Source organism: Parasphingorhabdus sp., assembly GCF_036964675.1.
In the GTDB taxonomy this organism is placed as follows: domain Bacteria; phylum Pseudomonadota; class Alphaproteobacteria; order Sphingomonadales; family Sphingomonadaceae; genus Parasphingorhabdus.
The window spans coordinates 1-6,379 of record NZ_JBALTF010000098.1; the positions used below are offsets into that span (position 1 = coordinate 1).

The 6,379-nt window shown below is 57.0% G+C and carries 4 protein-coding genes; all 4 read left to right on the forward strand.

The annotated features are described in order from the left end of the window. A partial coding sequence (locus V7665_RS12705; RefSeq protein ID WP_335664904.1) for a CHAT domain-containing protein occupies nucleotides 1–1,915 on the forward strand: 1,915 nt, incomplete at its 5' end. Between the two features lie 11 nt (nucleotides 1,916–1,926). Next, nucleotides 1,927–3,966, forward strand: coding sequence for an adenylate/guanylate cyclase domain-containing protein (locus V7665_RS12710; RefSeq protein WP_335664905.1), 2,040 nt, complete (start codon nucleotides 1,927–1,929; stop codon nucleotides 3,964–3,966). Continuing rightward, nucleotides 3,953–4,753, forward strand: a complete 801-nt coding sequence (locus tag V7665_RS12715; protein WP_335664906.1) for a hypothetical protein — start codon at nucleotides 3,953–3,955, stop codon at nucleotides 4,751–4,753. Before V7665_RS12710 ends, V7665_RS12715 begins: the two co-directional genes overlap by 14 nt. 99 nt (nucleotides 4,754–4,852) lie before the next feature. Continuing rightward, the coding region (locus V7665_RS12720) for a ShlB/FhaC/HecB family hemolysin secretion/activation protein (protein WP_335664907.1) at nucleotides 4,853–6,379 on the forward strand (1,527 nt) is incomplete at its 3' end.

Below are 6,379 nucleotides of genomic sequence, written 5' to 3' on the forward strand. Positions count from 1 at the left end.
GCTGGCCTTGATTTCGGAAGCCGATGGTCGTTTGGGCGAGGCGCAACAATTGCTGCGCGACGGCCTGGATTTGCTGAGCGTCCAATATCCGGAAACGCGCGCCGTCAACGGTGCCAAGGCGCGCCTCGCGGCATTTCTGTTGCGGCACGGACAGCAAGCCGAAGCACGCCAATTATATGATGAAGTCGTCGACAATTCGCTCGGCAAGCAAAGCGCGATTTCCGGCATGGCGAACCAGCTCGCCCCCTATTTCGCGCTTCTTGCAGCTGATGAAACGGCGACAGCGCAGTTTTTCAAAGCCTCGCAGATATTGGTTCGCCCAGGCGTCGCCGAAACCCAAGCGGTTCTCTCGCGGGAGCTGAGCGGGGGCACCGATGAAGCTGCGCGCATGTTCAGACAATCCATCAATCTAACCCGCAACATCGAACGGTTGCGGATCCGTTTCTCGGCGCTCGGCAAAATCGAACCGACGGATTCAGTCCGCCGACAAAGCAATAACCTGGCGTCCGAGATTGAAGAGCTGGAGAGAAGCCAGCAGCTCACTCAGGTCAGGCTCTCCGAATTTCCGCAATATCGCGCGGTTACAGATCGGTTCCTCAGCCTCGACCAGTTGCGCGCCACCATGCAGCCGGCCGAAGCCTATATGCGCATGACGATCATCGGCGGTGATATTTTCATGTTCTATACCGATCAGTCAGCAGCAAAAATTTACAAAGTGCCACTCGATGAGGCCGCGCTCGACGCAAGGGTAGATACAATCCGCGCGTCGATCTCGCTATTCGAAAATGGCCAATATATTACCTACCCTTTCGATATCGAAGCGGCGCGCGCTCTATATTCCGATCTTTTCGAACCGGTTTCTGTCCGGCTTGCAAGCAAGACGCATCTGATATTCGAACCCGATGGCGCCATGCTTCGCTTGCCCATCAATCTGCTGGTGGCTGACGATGCGTCCGTTTCACAATATCTTGCCAGAACCGAAGCGGTTGATGGAGATCCTTTTGATTTTTCCGGTGTCAAATGGCTCGGCCGGAACATAGATATCAGTACCGCCGTATCGGCCCGGGCATTCGCTGATGCACGGCAAGCACCCCAGTCCAATGCCTCACTTCAATATTTGGGTCTGGGCAGGAACCAGCCGGTACTGGCAAGCACCAAGGTCGCTGCTATCCGGGGCGGGGATCAAAATGACGATGCCCATTGCCAATGGCCGCTCAGCCAGTGGAACAACCCGATATCCGATAGCGAATTGCAAGAGGCCCAGTCTCTGTTCGGCGCAGAAAAATCCGCACTCATTACCGGCGCGGCATTCACCGATACCGCAATCTTGTCGGACAACAATATCAGCGATTACCGCATCTTGCATTTTGCCACCCATGGCCTGGTGACCGCGCCCAGCCCGTCTTGCCCGGCCAAGCCGGCGCTCCTAACATCTTTTGGAGGAAATGGATCGGACGGTCTTCTCGCCTTTGATGAAATTTTCGATCTGAAACTGGATGCCGATATCATCATCCTTTCGGCCTGCGATACCGCAGGCAAGGCCAGTATAGCGGTGACCCGCGAGGCCGGCGTTAGCAGCGGCGGCGGAACGGCTCTGGATGGTCTAGTCCGGTCCTTCATCGGCGCCGGCGGGCGTTCGGTGCTCGCCAGTCACTGGCCTGCCCCGGATGATTTTAACGCGACGGAACGGCTGATAAACGGATTGTTCAGCGACGGTCGAGGCCGCTCGATTACAGAAGCGCTCAGACTATCCCAGTTGGACTTGATGAACGACCCGGTCACATCGCATCCCTTTTACTGGGCGGGATTTGCCCTGATCGGTGACGGTGCCCGGCCATTTTTACCGAGCGAGACGAATCTGGCAGCCAGTCGCGAAACGTCTCCCGTCGCAAGCAAAGCGGCCCTAGAATGGTGACAGGAACCGCCATGCCAACAGACCCGGTTAAAAATAACCGCGATGTAAAAGAGGGAGCAAAGGGCGTGCTGCAATCCCTGCGCCGTCTTTTTGATCAGCTTGGCCCGATCCGCCTGGGATCGACCATATTGTTCATGATCCTCGCGCTGCTTGTCGCCCGCTACGCCTGGACGACGCCGCTGATCCAGGAAGCCGAGCGCGCGCTATACGATTTGCGCGCATCGGTATTCGCGCCAGAAGTCGAAAAAGACGAAAATATCGTCCTGGTCGTTTACAATGAAGACACGCTGAAGCTGACCGGCCAGCGGTCTCCGGTGGACCGGACGATCCTGGCCCTGGCCCTTGAAACAATCGACGCAGCCAAGCCCAAATCCATCGGCATAGATATTCTGTTCACGATGCCGCAAGATGACGATGCGTTGCTGCTTTCGGCCTTCAAGAACATGAAAACGCCAACCTTTCTGGCTTATGCCAACCCGGCGGAAAATCCGGAAATTGCTTTCGCCGAACATGAATTTCTGCAGCAATTTTTCAAAGATGCGCGCAGCGAGAATATTCAGCCCACCAACATAAAGCTGGAAACCGACAGCGACGGTGTCCAGCGCCGATGGACCCCGCACAAACCGGGTGCGCCTTCGTTCATGGCCATTGCGCTGACCGGTCCCAACCCAAAATTTGCCCAGAATGACGGCGCCATCCGCTATCATGTGCCGGCGACAACCGACGTACCGGTGTTCGACAAATTCCCGATTGAAAGCTTTGCTGATCCCGCCATTGCAGAAATGCTTGGCTCCTTCATCGCCGGCAAACATGTGCTGATCGGCGGCGACTTCGTCGATCGCGACCGGTTTGAAACCCCGGTTGGTGGATTGGCCGACATCAAGGGGGACGACGGCAAGATGATCGGGCTGGAAGTGCATGCCCATATGCTCGCCCAGTTGCTCAATGACGATCTGCCCACACCGATTCCGATCTGGACCCTGTGGCTGGGCGCCCTGATCGTTGCCATTTGCGGAGGCCTGTCTGCTCTGATCGTCGGCAACGCCTTGAAGGTTGGCTTCATCCTGCTCAGCCAGTTCGCCTTTTTTCTGATCTTTCCGTTCCTGTTACAGAATATCGGAATTGACACCCTTTCGCTGCCTGCCTTTGGCTGGGCTGTCGGGTGGTTGCTGGGCTATGCCTCGGTCGGCTCGGCTGCCCGGACGATCAATTCCAAGCAGCGGGCATTTGCGCAAAGCGCGCTTGGCAAATATCTGCCAAAATCGATTGCGAACGAGATCCTGAAAGATCCCGAAAAGCTGGCATTGCATGGTGAGAAACGGAAAATATTCGCGGTTTTCACCGATCTCGAAGGCTTTACCAAACTGACCCATGCGATCGAACCGGAAATGGTCGCCACCCTGCTCAACGATTATCTCGACCGGCTGAGCGAGGTGGCGCTGGAATATGGCGGTACCATCGACAAATTCGTCGGCGATGCACTGGTGACCTTCTGGGGGGCTCCGATCGCCTATCCCGATGATGGCGAACGAGCGGCCAAGGCGGCCTATGCGCTCTATCTGGCCGGCGAAGATTTCCGCAAGAATGTCCCCGATGGCGTGCCGCCGATTGGCAGAACGCGGGTCGGTATGCACTATGGCGACGCCATTGTCGGCAATTTCGGCGGCGAAGGCCGGATTCAATATACCGCTCTGGGGGATGCGATGAATACCGCAGCAAGGTTGGAAGCAGCAAATAAAACTCTGGAAACCAAAGTATTGCTGAGCCGGGAAGCGATGGAACGGACCGGTCTCGACTGGTACCGGCCAATGGGCCGGATCACGCTCCGCGGCAGATCCACGCCGGTCGAAGTGTTCGAACCGGTTCCCGACTGGGAAGAGAAAGATCGCGCGGCAGTGACCGCAATCATAGCCGCACATGAAAATGGTGATACTGCTTCCATTCAGGCACTGGGTGCCATGATCAAGATATATGGCGATGACCTGGGTCTCGCCAATTTGCGCAAACGACTGGAAAAGACTAAAAATGGAGAAAGCTATGCACTTGGATAAAAATATGTCGGCACAATCCGGCAAAATCACATCCCGCTTTGTGAAAGCGGCTCTCGGCACGGTTCTGCTTTTCGGCATTGGCGGCACTGCCATGGCACAGAATATGGTCGTACGCTCGACCGGACCTTCGGCCAGCAGCTATCCGGCGGGCAAAAAAATGGCGGACGATGCGAAAATTACGCTGAAGGCCCAGGACAAGGTGACCATATTGACCAAGTCGGGCACGCGCGTTCTCAGCGGTCCGGGAACCTATTCGCTCGCACAAGGGGGCGGATCGGCAGCGACCGCATCGGGTCGGCTGTCGAGCTTCATCAACAATCGTGGCAGCAGCCGGGCCAGAACCGGAGCGGTTCGCGGTGATACCAGCGCGGCGGTTGTTACGCCGAACAATCCCAATCTCTGGTTTCTCGACGTGACCAAAGGCGGGAGATTCTGTGTTACGGATCCAAATGGACTGGTTGTCTGGCGGCCGGATTACACCGGGTCAGCAACCGCCTCGATTGTCGAACCGGCGAATGGCAATGTCATCGAAATCGCATGGCGAAAAGGCAATCCGCTGAAGGCATGGCCGAAGGATGTTTTGCCGGTCACCGACGGTGCGAATTATCGGCTGCTCGGGTCGAGTGTACCGCAGTCGGTCGAGGTCAATTTCGTAGTGCTGGAAAGCGAACCAGTCGATCTTGATGAAACGGCGGCTATGCTGATCGCAAACGGGTGTACCGGCCAACTGGATTTGCTGGTTGAGACACTCAATTTGAACAATGAAGAACCGGGTGATCAGGGCTAGTCTCTGAGTATTTCTGCCGTCCTGGCTGAACGCTGGACGGCAGAACCGGTATGGTGGTTCCATGGGTCGCGCCGGAATCGTCACAAGACGGGGATATATATGACGCGATCGCGCACTACGTTTCGAACCACTGCCCTGGCGGCCAGTGTCACCATTTTCTTGTCCGGCTTACCGGCCTGGGGGCAATCGTCCGTCGCTGCGCCGACCAGGGAAGAAATTCAGCGCGGAGTCATTGATGAAGCGCTGAAGGGCCAGGCCCAGACGCTGTCCGTCGACGGAGACGTCGAACGGTCCGCCTGCCCACTCGCCGGGCCGGAATTTTCCGACGTCCGCTTCACGCTGAAGTCGATTGACTTTACCGGACTGGTTTCGGTTGATCCGTCGTCCCTGCGCGCATCCTATGCTGAATATCTCGGTCAGGAAGTCCCGGTTTCGGTCGTTTGCGATATCCGTGACCGGGCGGCAACCATACTCCGCAGAGATGGCTATCTGGCGGCGGTGCAAGTACCGCCGCAGACCATCGATCAGGGCAATGTCCGCTTTGATGTGCTGATGGCGCGGATGACCGCGGTTCAGGTCCGGGGCAATGCCGGATCATCCGAAGGCCTGTTGCGAAAATATATCGAAAAACTGGCCGCGCAACCGGTTTTCAATATCAACACGGCCGACCGCTACTTGCTGCTCGCACGGGATATACCGGGGCTGGATGTACGGCTTTCGCTCCGGCCGGTATCGGTAGAATCCGGGGGCAAGCCCGGCGAAGTCGTCGGAGAGTTTAATGTCGTCCGAACACCGGTCTATGCCGACGTCAATATCCAGAATTTCGGGTCTGAAGCAGTCGGTCGCTTCGGCGGACTGGCCCGAATCCGGTTCAACGATCTCACCGGAATGGGTGATGAAACCGTGATCAGCGGCTATTCCACCTCGGATTTCAAGGAACAGCAAGTCCTGCAAGTCGGCCACGAATTCACGGTCGGCGGCGAGGGTCTGAAATTCGGTGGCAATTTCACTTATGCGTGGACCAAGCCAGAGCTGACCGGTGGCATCGACATCGCTTCAGAAACGCTGGTGGCAACGGCCTACGCAAGCTACCCTTTCATTCGCAAGCAATCGCACAATATTTTCGGTACGGTTGGTCTCGACTATATTGACCAGCGCACCGATATATTGGGTGCCCGCGCCAATGAGGACCGGCTGAGCGTTGCTTATGCTCGGCTGGACTTCAACCAGATAGAACCGGGCAGCATTTCCGGACGCGGCGGCTATTCTGCGTTCGAACCCAAATGGGGCGTCGGCGGTTCGCTGGAAATCCGGCAGGGGCTGAAAATCTTGGGGGCCAGTCAGTGCTATGGTCCGGCATTTGTAAACTGCAGCATCGGTCAGACCGTCTTTCCAATCCGTCCCGATGGCGACCCGACCGCCTTCGTGATCCGGGGACAGGCAAAAATCGACTTTCGTCCGACCCCGCTGCTGGCACTGACACTGAAGCCACGGCTGCAATATTCTCCGGACGCGCTGTTCTCCTATGAAGAAGTTTCCGGCGGCAATTATACGACGGGCCGCGGCTATGATCCCGGAACAATCATCGGCGACAGCGGCTATGGCTTGCAGACGGAAGTCAGCTAC